This is a genomic window from Shimia biformata, assembly GCF_016888515.1.
GTDB lineage: Bacteria > Pseudomonadota > Alphaproteobacteria > Rhodobacterales > Rhodobacteraceae > Shimia_A > Shimia_A biformata.
The window spans coordinates 1,694,532-1,709,919 of sequence record NZ_JAFEJK010000001.1; the positions used below are offsets into that span (position 1 = coordinate 1,694,532).

At 62.4% G+C, this 15,388-nt stretch carries 17 protein-coding genes; 5 read left to right on the plus strand and 12 right to left on the minus strand.

Annotation, left to right across the window (positions count from 1 at the left end; all coding sequences use genetic code 11):
* Nucleotides 1-33 precede the first annotated feature (33 nt).
* The 8 genes from JQ863_RS08170 to JQ863_RS08205 form a co-directional block, all read right to left on the minus strand.
* A complete protein-coding gene (locus JQ863_RS08170) occupies nt 34-486 on the minus strand; it encodes a hypothetical protein (RefSeq protein WP_204113800.1) in 453 nt (150 codons plus the stop codon).
* Nucleotides 487-521: 35 nt separating this feature from the next.
* Nucleotides 522-1,733, minus strand: a complete 1,212-nt coding sequence (locus JQ863_RS08175) for an acetyl-CoA C-acetyltransferase (protein ID WP_204113801.1) — start codon at nt 1,731-1,733, stop codon at nt 522-524.
* Between the two features lie 15 nt (nt 1,734-1,748).
* Entirely contained in the window at nt 1,749-2,387 is a 639-nt protein-coding gene (locus tag JQ863_RS08180; RefSeq protein WP_204113802.1) for a glutathione S-transferase family protein, read from the minus strand.
* Between the two features lie 298 nt (nt 2,388-2,685).
* On the minus strand, nt 2,686-3,834 hold the full coding sequence (locus JQ863_RS08185; RefSeq protein WP_204113803.1) for an acyl-CoA dehydrogenase family protein: 1,149 nt from the start codon (nt 3,832-3,834) through the stop codon (nt 2,686-2,688).
* A gap of 21 nt (nt 3,835-3,855) precedes the next feature.
* Nucleotides 3,856-4,068 (minus strand): hypothetical protein, encoded by a 213-nt coding sequence (locus tag JQ863_RS08190; RefSeq protein WP_204113804.1) that lies wholly within the window; start codon nt 4,066-4,068, stop codon nt 3,856-3,858.
* A 38-nt stretch (nt 4,069-4,106) separates the two neighbouring features.
* Entirely contained in the window at nt 4,107-5,882 is a 1,776-nt protein-coding gene (locus JQ863_RS08195; RefSeq protein ID WP_204113805.1) for an acyl-CoA dehydrogenase C-terminal domain-containing protein, read from the minus strand.
* Between the two features lie 15 nt (nt 5,883-5,897).
* Nucleotides 5,898-6,296: a MerR family transcriptional regulator gene (locus JQ863_RS08200; RefSeq protein WP_204113806.1), complete on the minus strand. Its 399-nt coding sequence runs from the start codon at nt 6,294-6,296 to the stop codon at nt 5,898-5,900.
* Nucleotides 6,297-6,555: 259 nt separating this feature from the next.
* Nucleotides 6,556-6,933: a MerR family transcriptional regulator gene (locus JQ863_RS08205; protein ID WP_204113807.1), complete on the minus strand. Its 378-nt coding sequence runs from the start codon at nt 6,931-6,933 to the stop codon at nt 6,556-6,558.
* A 113-nt stretch (nt 6,934-7,046) separates the two neighbouring features.
* Here JQ863_RS08205 and JQ863_RS08210 point away from each other — a divergent pair, with 113 nt between their 5' ends.
* The 3 genes from JQ863_RS08210 to JQ863_RS08220 are packed head-to-tail and all read left to right on the plus strand — an operon-like array spanning nt 7,047 to nt 9,301.
* Nucleotides 7,047-7,469, plus strand: a complete 423-nt coding sequence (locus tag JQ863_RS08210; protein WP_204113808.1) for a PaaI family thioesterase — start codon at nt 7,047-7,049, stop codon at nt 7,467-7,469.
* A 1-nt stretch (nt 7,470) separates the two neighbouring features.
* A complete protein-coding gene (locus tag JQ863_RS08215) occupies nt 7,471-7,980 on the plus strand; it encodes a PaaI family thioesterase (RefSeq protein ID WP_204113809.1) in 510 nt (169 codons plus the stop codon).
* Nucleotides 7,973-9,301, plus strand: coding sequence for an MATE family efflux transporter (locus JQ863_RS08220; RefSeq protein WP_204113810.1), 1,329 nt, complete (start codon nt 7,973-7,975; stop codon nt 9,299-9,301). Before JQ863_RS08215 ends, JQ863_RS08220 begins: the two co-directional genes overlap by 8 nt.
* Nucleotides 9,302-9,374: 73 nt before the next feature.
* On the opposite strand, the gene arsC is transcribed toward JQ863_RS08220, so the two are convergent.
* The 3 genes from arsC to JQ863_RS08235 are packed head-to-tail and all read right to left on the minus strand — an operon-like array spanning nt 9,375 to nt 11,106.
* Nucleotides 9,375-9,719: an arsenate reductase (glutaredoxin) gene (gene arsC, locus JQ863_RS08225; RefSeq protein ID WP_204113811.1), complete on the minus strand. Its 345-nt coding sequence runs from the start codon at nt 9,717-9,719 to the stop codon at nt 9,375-9,377.
* Nucleotides 9,710-10,768 (minus strand): quinone-dependent dihydroorotate dehydrogenase, encoded by a 1,059-nt coding sequence (locus tag JQ863_RS08230; protein ID WP_204113812.1) that lies wholly within the window; start codon nt 10,766-10,768, stop codon nt 9,710-9,712. The genes arsC and JQ863_RS08230 overlap by 10 nt, the downstream gene beginning before the upstream one ends.
* Nucleotides 10,765-11,106 (minus strand): DUF952 domain-containing protein, encoded by a 342-nt coding sequence (locus JQ863_RS08235; RefSeq protein ID WP_204113813.1) that lies wholly within the window; start codon nt 11,104-11,106, stop codon nt 10,765-10,767. The genes JQ863_RS08230 and JQ863_RS08235 overlap by 4 nt, the downstream gene beginning before the upstream one ends.
* Before the next feature lie 123 nt (nt 11,107-11,229).
* Here JQ863_RS08235 and JQ863_RS08240 point away from each other — a divergent pair, with 123 nt between their 5' ends.
* Nucleotides 11,230-12,804: a bifunctional metallophosphatase/5'-nucleotidase gene (locus JQ863_RS08240; RefSeq protein WP_204113814.1), complete on the plus strand. Its 1,575-nt coding sequence runs from the start codon at nt 11,230-11,232 to the stop codon at nt 12,802-12,804.
* Nucleotides 12,805-12,879: 75 nt separating this feature from the next.
* On the opposite strand, the gene JQ863_RS08245 is transcribed toward JQ863_RS08240, so the two are convergent.
* Nucleotides 12,880-14,721 (minus strand): tetratricopeptide repeat-containing sulfotransferase family protein, encoded by a 1,842-nt coding sequence (locus JQ863_RS08245; protein ID WP_204113815.1) that lies wholly within the window; start codon nt 14,719-14,721, stop codon nt 12,880-12,882.
* Here JQ863_RS08245 and JQ863_RS08250 point away from each other — a divergent pair.
* Complete coding sequence (locus JQ863_RS08250; RefSeq protein WP_204113816.1) at nt 14,720-15,382, plus strand: SOS response-associated peptidase; 663 nt, start codon at nt 14,720-14,722, stop codon at nt 15,380-15,382. The two genes, JQ863_RS08245 and JQ863_RS08250, sit on opposite strands and share 2 nt — an antisense overlap.
* Nucleotides 15,383-15,388: the final 6 nt, after the last annotated feature.

The window sequence follows — 15,388 nt, forward strand, 5'->3', positions numbered from 1 at the left end:
GTTCTTCTGTCTCCCTAAAGGGGTGGAATTCTGTCAGGTCTGTGATGAGGTGGCAGGGTCGGATTCTTTCCAGAAGCCCGCCACGATCGGGTTGACGATCGCGGCAAAGCGAAATCCGTCGGCGGTGACGCGCAGCACAAGGGTCTGGCGGTGCGGCTCGGCGGGATGGGCATCCAGCGTGATGCGGTGAACATCCACCGTCGCCACGACCAGACCCGGCGCGGGGCTGACCACCGCCAGAACCTCTTGATACCAGATCGGGCCGGCCGAGCCGTCCGACAGCACGTTGAGGCTCTCTAGGTGGCGGTGCAGATCGGCCGGGGCGTCAAGCATCTTGGTGTGGTCGGCATAGATCAGCGAAACCGGGAAGTCGTAAAACGTCTCCATCTGCGCGAAGTCGCCCCGCGCCCCGGTCCGCCGCGCAGTATCGAGAAAGGCCCGAACCCGCGCGACGATTTCACCTTTTATGCCGGTCACATCCGCCATGACTTTGCCCTTGATCCTGTCCCCGATCCCCGTCCTCAGACGCGCTCGATGATGGTGGCTGCGCCCATGCCGGACCCGATGCACAGGGTCGCCAGGCCGGTCTCCTTGTCCGAGCGCTCAAGCTCGTCCAGAAGCGTGCCCAGGATGATTGCGCCGGTCGCACCCAGCGGGTGGCCCATCGCGATCGAACCGCCATTGACGTTGATCTTGTCCCAATCGGCGTCAAATGCCTGCTGGAAGCGCATCACGACGCTGGCAAAGGCTTCGTTCACCTCGAAAAGGTCAATGTCGCCGATCTCCATGCCGCTTTCCGCCAGGATCTTCTGGGTCACCGGAACCGGACCGGTCAGCATGATCGTCGGATCGGTGCCGATCTTCGCGGTCGACTTGATCCGCGCGCGCGGGGTCAGGCCCATGCGCTCGCCATATTCCTTGTTGCCGATCAGGATGGCGGCGGCGCCGTCCACGATACCCGACGAGTTCCCGGCATGGTGGATGTGGTTGATCTTCTCAAGATGCGGATATTTCATGATCGCGATCTTGTCGAAGCCGGGCATGGTCTCGCCCATGTCCTTGAACGACGGCTTCAGCGCGCCAAGGCTTTGCATGTCGGTGCCAGGACGCATGTATTCGTCATGATCGAGGATCGGCAGGCCGTTCACGTCCTTGATCGCGATCACCGACTTGGCAAAGCGGTTGTCTTTCCACGCGGCTGCGGCGCGCTTCTGGCTTTCCACCGCCAGCGCGTCGGCCTGATCGCGGGTAAAGCCGTATTCGGTCGCGATGATGTCGGCCGAGATACCCTGCGGCACGAAATAGTTGTCAATCGCGATCGAGGGATCGACGGCAATCGCACCGCCGTCCATGCCCATGGGCGTGCGGCTCATGCTTTCCACGCCGCCGGCGATATAGGCGTCACCGCCACCGCCTCGCACCTGGTTGGCCGCCATGTTCACCGCCTCAAGGCCCGAGGCACAGAAGCGGTTGATGCTGACACCGGGGATCGATTCATCCAGGTTCGAGGCAAGCACGGCGGTCCGCGCAAGGCAGGCGCCCTGTTCGGCGACCTGGGTGACGTTGCCCCAGATCACGTCCTCGACAGCGTGACCTTCCAGGTTGTTTCGCTCTTTCAGCGCGTTCAGCGTGGCGGCGCTGAGTTGGGCGGCGCCCACCTCGTGCAAGGCGCCATCCTTGCGGCCCTTGCCGCGCGGGGTGCGCACGGCGTCATAGATATAGGCTTCGGTCATCGTCTTCTCCTCGAATTAGGCGCGGTCCGCAGGGGAGCCGGGCATCAGGTCGTAAGGGTGTTTCCAGCCGGGGGTGTTCTGGATATTGGTCAGCCACCGGTCGATATTGGGCCATTCGGCGCGGTCAAAGCCGAAGGGTTCTTCGTAAAACAGGTATCCGCAGCAGGTCAGATCGGCATTGGTCATGCCATCGCCGACGATCCAGTCGCGGCCTTCAAGATGGGTGTCGAGAATGCCATAGGCGGCCTTGAGACGGCCCAGGTTGAACCCGATCACCTCTTTCGGTTGTTTCTCGGGGGGAAAGAAGTTCATCAGGAACCGGGTCAGCCCGGCCATCGACGACAGCTTGTGATTGTCCCAGAATTGCCAGCGCAGGATCTCGCGCGCCTCGGCCTTGTCCTTGCCGCCGAACTTGCCGGATTTCTCCGAGACATAGTCCTGGATGATCGCCGATTGGGTCAGCGTCACGTCGCCGTCGACCAGAACCGGGGCTTCGCCCATCTCGTTCACGTTCTGGCGATACTCGGGGCTGCGGGTCTCTCCGGCAAAGAAATCGACCTTCACCGGTTCCCAGTCGAGCCCCGACAATTCAAGCGCCAGCGCGGCCTTATAGGAATGGCCGCTTTCCCCGAAGCAATAGAGTTTGATTGTCATGTCGCGTTTCCCTGTTTTTGTTAAGCGGTTGGGGGTTTCACACCCCCAAACCCCCGTGGAGTATTTCTTCAAGAAAGAAGGTGGCACGTTTACGCGGTGTTAGGGTTAACGTGCCACGCTTGGTCTTGCGGTACAGGCTGGAGAGCCGATGATCGCCAAGGAAGAAGCTCCGTCGCCCCGGTCGGGTGCGTCCAAGACAGACCGGCCCCGGGCGGCGGAGTGAAACGGGCGCTTCTTTCTTGCCCAAATACTCTCGCCGAAGGCATCCTGTCATCGCAACCGGGTGGGCGGTCAAGGCTTACTCCTTTGCAAATCCGCGCGAGATCAGTTCCTTCATGATCTCGTTGGTGCCGCCGTAGATCCGCTGGATGCGGGCATCGGTCCACATCTCGGCGACGGCATATTCCTGCATGAAGCCATAGCCGCCATGCAGCTGCAGGCATTCGTCCAGCACTTCGCCCTGCGTATCCGTGGTCCAGTATTTGACCATGGCGGCCTTTTCCGTCGTCAGCTCGCCCTTGAGATGCTCGGCGATGCACTCGTCGAGGAAGGCGCGCGCGACCTTGGTCTTGGTCAGGCATTCGGCCAGTTTGAAGCGGGTGTTCTGGAATTGCATGATCGGGCCGCCAAAGGCCTGACGTTCCTTGCAATACTGGATCGTGCGCTGAACCGCGCCTTCCATCGCGCCAACCGCGCCACAGGCGATCACCAGACGTTCCTGCGGCAGTTGCTGCATCATCTGGTAAAAGCCGCGACCCTCTTCACCGCCAAGAATGTTCTCGGGCGGGATCTCGACATTGTCGAAGAACAGTTCCGAGGTATCGGCGGCATGGCAGCCGATCTTTTCCAGGTTCCGGCCGCGGCTGAACCCTTCGGCCTTGTCGGTTTCGACCACCACCAGCGAGGTGCCCTTGGCGCCGGCCGACGGGTCGGTCTTGGCGGCGACGATGATCAGGTTGGCGTGCTGACCGTTGGTGATAAATGTCTTTTGCCCCGACAGGCGATAGGCATTGCCGTCACGCACGGCCTTGGTCTTGATGCCCTGAACGTCCGAACCGGCGGCGGGTTCGGTCATCGCCAGCGCGCCGACCATCTCGCCGGTCACCATTTTCGGCAGCCAGCGCGCCTTTTGTTCCTCGGTGCCGTATTCCAGGATGTAATGCGCCACGATGCCGGAATGGATGCCATGGCCCCACGAGGCCAGGTTGTTGCGGCTGCCCGACATCAGGATCACGGCCTCGTGGCCGAAGTCGCCGCCAACGCCGCCGAATTCTTCGGGGATCGAGGGGCAGAGAAGGCCCAGTTCGCCCGCTTCGTTCCAGGTCGAGCGGTCCATCTCGCCCTGTTTGCGCCATTTGTCGAATCGCGGTGTCCATTCGTCGCGAATGAACTTGTCGGTCATGTCTTCGAGCATCTGGTGCTCGTCGGTCATCCAGTTGGAAGCCATTTGTCTACTCCGTCTGGGGCATCAGCGCTTTCGCGCCTCAAGCCCGGAATTGAACACACGCAACCGGTAGGCCAGGTTGTCAGCGTCGGTGACGCTGTCGAAATTTTCGAACAGGAAGGACAGCGCCTCGCCTTCGTCCAACCCGGCCGCTTGCGCGAAGTCACGCAGGCGGCGATAGCCGTCCTCGGTCATTGCGACCGGAAAGCGGCGGGTCAGCCGGAATCGTTTTGGCATCTGTCCTCCCTTTTATTTCAATGGCTTGGCGGAGCGCCTCAGAATGCCTCTGCCGCCAGGGCCATGACCGGCTCGGCACCGCTTTCGATGCGCGCCAGATGCATGCCCGTGGCGGGCAGACGACGTGCCATGTAGTAGCGGGCGGTGGCCAGCTTGGTCTCGTAAAACGCAACGTCAGAAGTTCCCGCCGCCAGTTGTGACGTCGCGGCTTTTGCGATCCGCGCCCACATCAGGCCAAGGCAGACATGACCAAAGAGGTGCATGAAGTCGGTGGAACCGGCCAGAGCCGCGTTTGGATTCTTCATGCCGTTCTGCATGAAGAACATGCCCGCGGCCTGCAGGTCCTTGGACGCTTTCTTCAGCGGATCGACAAAATCCTTCATCGCCGCGTCGTCGCCGTTTTCCTTGCAGAAGGTCTTGACCATCTCGAAGAAGGCCATGACGTGCTTGCCGCCGTCCTGCGCCAGCTTGCGGCCGACAAGGTCCAGCGCCTGAACGCCGTTGGCGCCTTCATAGATCATGGCGATCCGGGCATCGCGGGTGAACTGGCTCATGCCGTGTTCCTCGATGTAACCGTGGCCGCCATAGACCTGCTGGGCCTGAACGGTCATGTCATAGCCCTCGTCCGTCAGGAAGCCCTTGATGACCGGGGTCAGAAGCCCGACCAGACCGTCGGCATCCTTGTCGCCCTTGCGGTGGGCCTCGTCGATCAGGGTTGCCCCCCACAGGATGAAGGCGCGCGCGCCCTCGACAAAGGATTTCTGGTCCATCAGCGAGCGACGGATGTCGGGATGCACGATCAGCGGGTCGGCCGGGCCATCGGGGTTCTTGGCGCCGGTCACGTCGCGGCCCTGCAGCCGGTCCTTGGCGTATTCGACCGCGTTCTGATAAGCGGCTTCGGCCTGCGCGAGGCCCTGCATGCCGACACCCAGACGGGCCTCGTTCATCATGGTGAACATGGCGCGCATGCCCTTGTTCTCTTCACCCAGAAGATAGCCCGTCGCCTCGTCATAGTTCATGACGCAGGTCGAGTTGCCGTGGATGCCCATCTTGTGTTCGATATTGCCGACCGAGACGCCGTTGCGCTCACCCAGCGAGCCGTCTTCCTTCACAAGGAACTTGGGCACGATGAACAGGCTGACGCCCTTGATCCCGTCGGGGCCGCCGGGGATCTTGGCCAGAACCAGGTGGACGATGTTGTCGGCCATGTCGTGATCGCCGGACGAGATAAAGATCTTCTGGCCGGAAATCTTGAAAGTGCCGTCACCCGCCGGTTCCGCCTTGGTGCGCATCAGACCCAGGTCGGTGCCGCAATGCGGTTCCGTCAGGTTCATGGTGCCGGTCCATTCGCAGGACACCATCTTGGGCAGATAGGTGTCTTTCTGCTCGTCCGAGCCATGCGCCAGGATCGCCGCAGCCGCACCGTGGGTCAGACCCTGGTACATGGTGAAAGCCTGGTTCGCCGACGAGAACATCTCGCCCACGGCGGTGCCGATCACGTAAGGCATGTTCTGGCCGCCATATTGCTCGGGCATGTCGAGGCCGGTCCAGCCGCCTTCCTTGACCTGTTCGAACGCGTCCTTGAACCCAGTCGGGGTATAGACCACGCCGTTTTCCAGCCGACAGCCTTCGTGGTCGCCCACGACATTGAGCGGCGCCAGCACTTCCGAGGTCAGCTTGCCGGCTTCTTCCAGGACGGCATTGGTGAAATCGGCGTCCAACTCGTCATATCCGGGGATGTCGGAGGTCGAAACATTCAGAACATCGTGAAGGATGAACTGCATGTCTTTTACGGGGGCATTGTAGATGGGCATCTGGCGTGTCCTGTCTTATTCGGCTGCTTTGTCTTGGTCGATCGAGGCAAGCACTTGCTCACCCCATTTCAGTTGTTCGGTAAGATCGGCAATGGCTTCGTTCAGCTCGTCGCGCTGCTCGATCATGTCCTTCAGGCGCTGCTGCGCGATCTCATAGGTGCGGTGCAGCTGGGTCGCCTGCTGATCCCCCATGTCATAGAGGTCCAGCAACTGGCGGATCTCTTCCAGGCTGAAGCCAAAGCGCTTGCCGCGCAGGATCAGCTTCAGGCGGGCGCGGTCACGCTTGGTAAACAGACGTTTCTGGCCTTCGCGGATCGGGAAGAGAAGTTCTTTGGCTTCATAGAATCGAAGCGTCCGCGGGGTTACGTCATACGCGTCGCACATTTCGCGGATTGTCATCGTGGGTTCGGTCAATGTCTTGGCCTCCTACCTTGATTGACGTCACTTGGGAATTTCCTCGGGACACTAGATAGGGGCTGCTTGACGTCAACGTAAGCGAAACGTCACGTCACAAAATGACGTTTACGTAAGTTTAATTCGGGTCAACCTGCTGACAATCCGCAACGGCGCCGCGCAACGGCCCTTATTTGCAGGGGCGCGCGCCGTGTTGTTTCAAAATTTTCATGGTGCCCCGACCGGGTGGGAAAAGGATGGACCCGGATCGGGTGGGGGGTCAGACCGGGTCGCCCAGGCTGCGCGCGGTTTCATTGCGCAGCGACATCAACTCGTTCATGGCGTCTTCCAGCTGGCGTTTCTGCTCTTGCAGTTCGGCCATCTGCTGGTCTGCCATCTCGACAAAGGCCCGCATCTGCGCCTCGGTGCCTTCCTTTTCATAGATCAGAAGCCACTGGCGGATGTCCTCAAGCTTGATTCCAAACTTTCGGCCCCGGAGAATCAGCGTCATCCGCGCCAGTTCACGCGGCCCGAAATAGCGCGACCGGCCCTGGCGTTCGGGTTGCAGAAGCTCAATATATTCATAGTAACGCAACGTTCTTGGCGTCACGTCGAACTTCTCGCACATTTCTTTGAACGTCAGGCGTGTTTCGCTCATGGTGGCATTCTCCTTGGGGCAAACTTAAAACCTGACGCGGGGATGGGCAACAGCCCCCTTGCTCCTGATTTGATTTGAGGATCATCTTGGCGGGATCGAACGAAGGATAGGACATGAACGTGGACAAGAAGCGGATCGCGGAACAGTTTATCGGTGCCATTCCCCATTCCCGCGCGCTGGGCATGAAGCTGATGGATATCGGCGAAGGATGCGCCGAGATCGAGATGCCCTATGATCTGCGTCTTGTCGGCGACCCGGAAACCGGGGTGATTCACGGCGGTGCGGTGTCTGCCCTGATGGATACCTGCTGCGGGGCGGCCGCGATGAGCCACCCGTCCAGCCCGGCAGGGACCGCCACGATCGACCTGCGCATCGACTATATGCGCGCCGCAACACCCGGCCAGACCATCCGCGCGCGGGCCGAATGCTATCACATCACCCGCAACGTCGCCTTCGTGCGCGCCACCACCTGGGACGATGATACAGACAAGCCCGTCGCCACCGCGACAGGCGCCTTTACCGTGGAGGGCAAGTGACATGGCGGCAAGACGTCCCGAACCGGTGCAGGTGGTCAAACAACGCCGCGACGCGGCCCTGCACGCGCTTGTGCATGGGGTTCCTTACATCCAGTTCCTCGGGGTCGAGTTCGACCGCCGCGGGGATGAGCTGACGGCGGTGATGCCATTTGACGAAAAGCTGATCGGCAACCCGCTGATCCCGGCGCTGCACGGCGGCGCAACGGCGGCATTCCTTGAGATCACGGCGATCATCGGTCTCAGCTGGTCCTATCTGTGGGACGACATCGAAAGCGGCGAGATCGACACGGACGAACTGGCCATTGGCCACCTGCCGCGCCTGCCCAAGACGATTGATTTCACCGTGGATTATCTGCGCTCGGGCCTGCCGCGCGACGCCTATGCGCGGGCCAAGGTGAACCGCTCGGGGCGGCGTTATGCCAGTGTTCACGTGGAAGCCTGGCAGGACCAGCGCGGCAAGCTGTTCGCGCAAGGCACCGGCCATTTCCTGATGCCGCGCCGCGATGAGTGATCCGGCCCGGATGCGCGGCATCACCCATGCCCGCGTCCTGAAAATCGCGATTCCGATTGTGCTGTCTAACGCCACCGTGCCGATCCTTGGCGCGGTGGACACCGGCGTTGTGGGGCAACTGGGCGAAGCCGCCCCGATCGGCGCAGTGGGAATCGGTGCGATCATCCTGACCGCGATCTACTGGGTCTTCGGCTTCCTGCGCATGGGCACCACCGGCCTGACCAGCCAGGCGCAGGGGGCGGGTCGGTCCGGTGAAGTCACCGCGATGCTGATGCGCGCCCTGATGATCGGGGCAGGGGCCGGTATCGCGATTATCCTGTTGCAGGCTGTGCTGTTCCGCGGTGCCTTCCTTCTGTCGCCTGCCAGCCCCGAGGTCGAGACGCTGGCCCGCGACTACATGGCGATCCGGGTCTGGAGCGCGCCCGCGATGATTACGCTTTATGGCATCACCGGCTGGCTGATCGCGCTGGAACGCACCCGCGCGGTGCTGGTGATCCAGCTCTGGATGAACGGCCTCAACATCGCGCTGGACCTGTGGTTCGTGCTGGGCCTTGGCTGGGGTGTCGAGGGTGTGGCATTGGCGACCTTCCTCGCCGAATGGAGCGGAATGGGCCTTGGGCTCTGGATCTGCCGCGACGCCTTTGGCAACCCGGCATGGCGCGACTGGGCGCGGATCTTCGACGCAGCCCGCCTGCGCGAGGTCATGGTCGTCAATACAGACATCCTGCTGCGGTCGCTGATGCTGCAGGTGATTTTCGTGTCGTTCCTGTTCCTCGGGGCACGGTTCGGAGACGTGACGCTGGCGGCAAACCAGGTGCTGATGCAGTTTTTGCACATCACGGCCTATGCGCTGGACGGGTTTGCCTTTGCCGCCGAAGCGCTGGTGGGGCAGGCGTTGGGGGCGATGAACCGGGATGCGCTGCGGCGGGCCTCGGTCCTGACCAGTCTTTGGGGCATGGTCTGTGTCGTCGGGCTGGCGGTGGTCTTTGCCCTGTTCGGCGGGGCGATCATCGACCTGATGACCACCGCGCCGGATGTTCGGATCGAGGCGCGGTCCTATCTGGTCTGGATGGTGCTGGCACCGCTTCTGGGGATCGCGTCCTGGATGCTTGACGGTATTTTCATCGGCGCCACCCGCACCCGCGACATGCGCAACATGATGGCGGTGTCACTGGTGATCTACGGGCTTGCCGTTGCCGCGCTGATCCCGACCTTCGGCAACCACGGGCTGTGGCTGGCGCTTCTGGTCTCGTTCGTGGCGCGCGGGCTCACGCTGGGCCTGCGCTACCCTGCGCTGGAGCGCTCTGCGGCAACCGGGTAGGGGGCGCTGCCCCATCGCTTGAAAATGCGGGCATTTTCAACCTCCCCCCGAGGTATTTGTCGCAAGAGGAAGGTCAGAGGATATCAAGCACCGCTTCCGGCGGGCGGCCGATGGCGGCCTTGCCATTGGCAAAGACAATCGGACGTTCGATCAGGATCGGATTTTCCGCCATGGCCGCGATCAGCCTGTCGCCCTCATCTGTTTTGGCAAGGCCCAGCTCGCGAAACCGGGCTTCCCCGGTGCGCATGATCTCGACCGGGGCAAGCCCCAGAAGGTCAAGCGCGGCGCGGATTTCCTCGGCAGATGGCGCGTCTTCCAGGTATTTGCGGATTGTCACCGCGCCCTTGTCTTCGATAAGCGCAAGCGTCTGGCGCGATTTCGAGCAGCGCGGATTGTGCCAGATGGTGATCACAGCCATTTCTCCTTCTCGGTGCCGACCGCCTGGGTGACGTTCGAAAACCCGTCGCGGTCCAGCAATCTGTCGAGGCCGCGAATGATGTCCTCGGCCAGGCTGAGGCCGCGATAGACCAGCGCGGTGTAAAGCTGAACCACACCGGCGCCCGCCTTGATCTTTTCATAGGCGTCCTCGGCTGTGCAGATGCCGCCGACCCCGACCAGAGGGATCGTGCCGCCTGTTTCGGTCGCAAGCCGGGCCAGAACGCGGGTCGATTTGCTGAAAAGCGGTGCGCCCGACAGACCGCCGGCCTCATCCCGGTGGCGGCTGGCAAGGCCGTTTCGGTCCAGCGTCGTGTTGGTGGCGATCACCGCATCGACGCGCTGTTCGGCGGCGACCTCGGCGATCTCGGCAATCTCGGCGTCACTCAGATCGGGGGCGATCTTGAGGAAGACCGGGATCGGGCGGGCCAGCGTGTCGCGGGTATCCATGACGCCCCTCAGAAGCGCCGACAGCGCCGCCTTGCCCTGCAGATCGCGCAGCTTCTCGGTATTGGGGGACGAGACATTGACAGTGGCGAAATCGAGGTGTTCGCCGCAGCGCGCCAGCACTTTGACAAAATCTCCGGCGCGGTCGGTGCTGGTCTTGTTGGCGCCAAGGTTCAACCCGATCACCGCGTCCTTGGGGCGCTGGGCCAGCCGTTCGGCAATGGCGTCCATGCCATCGTTGTTAAAGCCGAACCGGTTGATCGCGCCGCGATCCTCGGACAGGCGGAACAGGCGCGGCCTGGGGTTGCCCGGCTGCGGTAGCGGGGTGGCGGCGCCGACCTCGAAAAACCCGAAACCGGCGCGGGCAAGACCAGAGAGCGCGGTGGCGTTCTTGTCGAACCCGGCGGCAAGCCCGACCGGGTTGGGCAGGTCCAGGCCCGCAAAGGATGTCGCCAGCCGGGACGAGGTCACGCGGCCCGGCGCATGGGCCAGCCCCATCTGCAATGCGCGGATCGCCAGCCCATGCGCGGTCTCGGGGTCAACGCAATGCAGCGCCTTCAGGCCGATCTGTTCCAGCGCCCTCATATGCCCAGCCCTGCCGGGAACTGATGCTTGCCGTCGACAAGGGGCAGGGGCTGTGCCCATTCCACGTCTTCCAGCCGCAGCTTGCGATAGAGATGCGGGAACAACTGCCCCCCTCGCGAGGGTTCCCATCTCAGGTCGTCACCCAGCCTGTCGGTCTCAAGAGACAACAGGAACAGCCCCTCTTCCCCGGCAAAATGCTTGGCGGCCGTTTCCGCCGCCTGCTCTGCGGTCGAGAAATGCACATAGCCATCGGCGATATCTACGGGCGCGCCCAGGGTTTCCCCGTCGCTGCGCAGGGCGGCCCATTCGGGACCGCGGAAAATCTTGTAAATCTTCATCGCTTTGACATGAAGCCTTGGCACAGCAACGTCAAGCGGGGTGCCATCGAAACAGGCTTTGACAAGCCCCGTCAAACAGAGTCACGATTGCCGGATAACAAAAAGTCCAAGAGGGGATTTCCAATGATCAAGCATTTCCTGGCCAGCGCAGGCGCGCTGGCGATGACAGCAGGCATGGCCGCAGCCGACTATACGCTGACCATCCTGCACACCAATGACTTCCATGCCCGGTTCGAGCCGATCTCGAAATACGATTCGGGCTGTGACGAGGAAAGCAATGCCGAGGGCAAGTGCTTTGGCGGCTCGGCGCGGCTGGTGACGGCGGTGGAAGAGGCGCGCAAGCGGTCGAACAACTCGATCCTTGTCGATGGCGGTGACCAGTTCCAGGGCACGCTGTTCTACACCTATTACAAAGGTGCGGCAGCGGCCGAGATGATGAACAAGATGGGCTATGACGCGATGACCGTCGGCAACCACGAGTTCGACGATGGCCCCGAAGTTCTGCGCGGCTTCATGGATTCGGTGAACTTCCCGGTCCTGATGTCGAACGCCGATGTCAGCCGGGAAGAGCTTCTGGCCGATACGCTGATGAAATCGACCGTGATCGAACGCGGCGGCGAGAAGCTGGGCCTGATCGGTCTGACCCCGCAGGACACCGACGAACTGGCCAGCCCGGGCCCGAACATCACCTTCACCGATCCGGTGCATGCGGTGCAGGGCGAGGTCGACAAGCTGACCGAGATGGGCGTCAACAAGATCATCGTTCTCAGCCACTCGGGTTATGTCGTCGACAAGCACGTGGCCGAAAACACCACCGGCGTTGACGTCATCGTCGGCGGCCACTCGAACACGCTTTTGTCGAACACGTCTGACCGGGCGGACGGGCCTTATCCGACCATGGTCGGCAATACCGCGATCGTGCAGGCCTATGCCTATGGCAAGTTCCTTGGCGAACTCAATGTGACCTTCAACGATGCCGGGGAAATCACCGAAGCAGCCGGTGAGCCGATCATCATGGACGCCGCCATCGCCGAAGACGCCGCGACCAAGGCGCGGATCAAGGAACTGGCAGGTCCGCTTGAGGAAATCCGCCAGAAGGTGGTCGCCGAGGCCGGCGCCGCCATCGAAGGCGACCGCGCAGTGTGCCGGGTGCAGGAATGTGCCATGGGCAACCTTGTCGCCGACGCGATGCTGGACCGGGTGAAGGATCAGGGCGTGACCATCGCCATCGCCAACTCGGGTGGTCTGCGCGCCTCGATCGACGCGGGGCCGGTGACCATGGGCGAGGTGCTGACCGTGCTGCCGTTCCAGAACACGCTTTCGACCTTCCAGGTCTCGGGTCAGACGGTGATCGATGCGCTGGAAAACGGCGTCAGCCAGATCGAAGAAGTCGCGGGCCGTTTCCCACAGGTGGCGGGGCTGAAATTCAGCTTTGACGCGTCGGTCGCGGCGGGCGAAGGTCGTATCCAAGAGGTCATGGTGATGGAAGGCGGCGACTGGGTCGCCATTGATCCGGCCAAGACCTATTCGCTGGTTTCCAACAACTATGTGCGCGGCGGCGGTGACGGATACAAGATGTTCCGCGACGCCGAGAACGCCTATGACTATGGCCCGGACCTGGCCGATGTGACGGCGGAATACCTGGCCAAGAACGCGCCTTATGCGCCCTATACCGACGGGCGGATCATGCAGAAGTAAACCGGGTTTCGGCCTGATATGCGGGGCGTCCTTCGGGGCGCCCCGTTGCTATTTCGCGTGCCCTGTTTCGCCGCTTCAATCTGTGTCCAGATCGGGCCACAACGCCGGGTCCAGCCGGTCGATAAAAGGCTGAAGGCTTTGTTCCAGCACCTTCCACTTGCCGATTGAGCCGGTGTTCACCTTCTGGCGCACCTGCCGGATCGACGCGGTGCGCACCTGTGCGGCGTTCTTTTCCGGCGACATCATCTCTGGCACCCAGTCCAGCCCGCAATAGGCCGCGATCCGCTTGGTCTCGGTTTCGACATCCGACACAAGGTCGCGGTATTGGACGGTCAGGATGCGATCACCAAACAGCGCGTTCCAGTGGGTCATGTAGCGGCGGTACAGGTTGGCCGAATGTGCCATCCAGTCGGTGCGGCTGGTGAAATAGGTCGCTGTTCCCTTGAGGTGCTGGCGCCACATCGACAACGCCACCTCGCGCGGGTCACGTTCGATGCTGATGAATTTCGCCTTCGGGAAGGTTTCCATCAGCAGCCCCACGTATTGATAGTTCATCGGGGTCTTGTCGACGAAATAGGGTTTGGGGTCTTTCAGCGGCGGGATCCTGTCCCGGCACAGCTGCACCATCTCTGCCGGGCCAAGATCGTCGCCCGCCATGACCTTTTCTGCCACCGTTGCCATGATCCCCAGTTCCCCGAAGCTTTGCACCTCTGGATGGGCCGAGACGATCATGTCCGTCAGCGTCGTGCCCGAGCGCGGCTGCCCGATCACGAAGATCGGGGTCGGCGCGTCCGCATCGCCCCCGGACCGCAGGCTGTCTGCGTCCGGATGCAGCGCGGTCATCCGTTCAAACGTGGCCTCGGCGCGGTCGGCGTCATAGGGGTGAGACTTCGCGCGCGTGGCATTGGCCGTGTCAAAGGCGCGGGCGCTGTCGGCGTATCGCTTGCAGCGGAACAGGTAGTTGCCCAGAGCGATCTGCAACAGCGCCTTGTCCTCGGATGTGGCCGGGGTTGCCTTGATTGCCGATTGCAGGCGTTTTTCGACATTGTCCGCATCTGTGCCGGTCTGGGCGAGGTTGGTCAGTGCCAGTACGTTGTTTGGATCCAGCGACAGAACCTTGTCGAACGCGTCGGTCGCGTCGTCCAGCCGACCAAGCTGCAACAACACCTCGGCCCGGATCGCGTGCAGGTCGGCTGTGTCGGGCGACATGGACAACGCCTGATCCACCGCCGCAAGCGACTGGTCGTCTTGCCGCAGTTCCCGCAGGCAGATGGATTTGTTGGTCAGCGCGTCGATGTCATAGGGGTCGATCTCGGCAATGCGGTTGCAATCCTCAAGCGCCGCCGTCCACTTGGCCTGTTCCAGCCGGGCAAATGCACGCAGCCCCAGCGCATCCTTCAGGTTGAAACCGGCGTCGATGGCGCGGGTCGCGGCCTGTTCGGCGCCGTCGAACTGTCCCTGCCGGGTCAGCGAATAGGCGCGGACATAGTGATAATGCGGATTGTCCGGGTCCGCACTTAACCATCTGTCGATCAGCCCGTCGGCCTTGGCGGTTTCACCAACCGAGGCCAGTGCAAACCCAAGGTTGCGGCGGACCTCGATATCGGCCGGGTCCAGCTTGTAGGCCTTGGCAAGAAAAGGCACCGCGCCCTTGTGATCCTCCATCCCGACCAGCGCTGCGGCGGCGATCTTGGGGAACGCCTCTACCTTGGGGTGTTTCTTGGCCCCGGTGCGCGCAAGTTTCAGCGCTGCGGTCAGATCACCTGCGTTCAGCTTGGCCAGGGATTTGTCGGCAAGGGCCTGGATCGGGTTCGACATGGGCGGGTCCATCGGTGTCTGGGGCCGCTCGGACAAGGCGCATGGCATGGCAATTGCGGGCTGGCGGCGAAGGCGGATTTGGTGGTAGCGATAGGTCATGTGCGGACGCTTTGCAATCACTCTGCCCACCGACGCCATGGCCCAGCTTTTTGCCGCGCGGCCGGCCAATGACCTGCCCGAGGTGCCGAACTATAACGTCTGCCCGACAAACCGCATCCATGTGGTGAAATCGGATGGCGCGGACCGGCAACTGGTGGCGATGCGCTGGGGGTTCCTGCCGCATTGGTACAAGACCCCGTCGGACGGCCCGCTGCTGATCAATGCCCGCGCCGAGACGATTGCCCAGAAACCCGCCTTCCGCAAAGCCTGTCGCGAAAGGCGCTGCATCATTCCGGTGACGGGGTTTTATGAATGGACCAAGGACGCGGAAGGCACGCGGTTCCCGTGGTATATCCAAGGTGCCGAGACGCTGGCCATGGCCGGGGTCTGGCGGCGCTGGGACCGGGGCGAGGACGCGGTTGAGGCCTGCGCCATCGTCACCACCGGCGCGAACAGGGCGATGTCGGCGATCCACCACCGTATGCCGGTCATCCTGCCCGCCGATGACTGGGCGCTGTGGCTGGGCGAGGCGGGCCACGGCGCGGCCACGCTGATGAAGGCCGCGCCGGATGAGGCGCTGACATTCCACCGGGTCGACCGCAAGGTGAACTCGAACCGGGCCTCCGGGCCGGAATTGATCGAACCGATCGAGGCGGATTGATCGCCC